The sequence below is a fragment of the Pseudoalteromonas sp. S3178 genome, from assembly GCF_005886985.1.
Lineage (GTDB): Bacteria > Pseudomonadota > Gammaproteobacteria > Enterobacterales > Alteromonadaceae > Pseudoalteromonas > Pseudoalteromonas carrageenovora.
Genome location: NZ_PNCW01000543.1, coordinates 1 through 295 on the forward strand (window position 1 = coordinate 1; position 295 = coordinate 295).

The following is a 295-nucleotide window of genomic DNA, read 5'->3' on the forward strand; positions in this document are numbered from 1 at the left end:
ATTTTAAAGCAAGTGGCATTAGTATCTGCATTATTTGCATCAACAGCTAGCCTAGCAAACTCAACAGACTTCGTTGAACTAGGTTATGGAAAAATCACGCTTGATGGCGTTGATGAATTCAAGCCTACGGGTATCGCAGTTACGGTAAACAAGGCATTTGACGGCTTTTATCTTCAAGGTACTTATGCTGCATTAAGTGATGACTTTAAAGGTACTTCAATCGAAAGCGATTATTACGCAAATATAGAAACAACGGTTAAAGTTGAGACAGATTTAAACTATCTTACTCTTTTAG

At 36.9% G+C, this 295-nt stretch carries 1 pseudogene; it reads left to right on the forward strand.

The window, feature by feature from the left end:
* Positions 1 to 295: pseudogene (locus CWC11_RS22125) on the forward strand (porin); the annotation flags it as partial.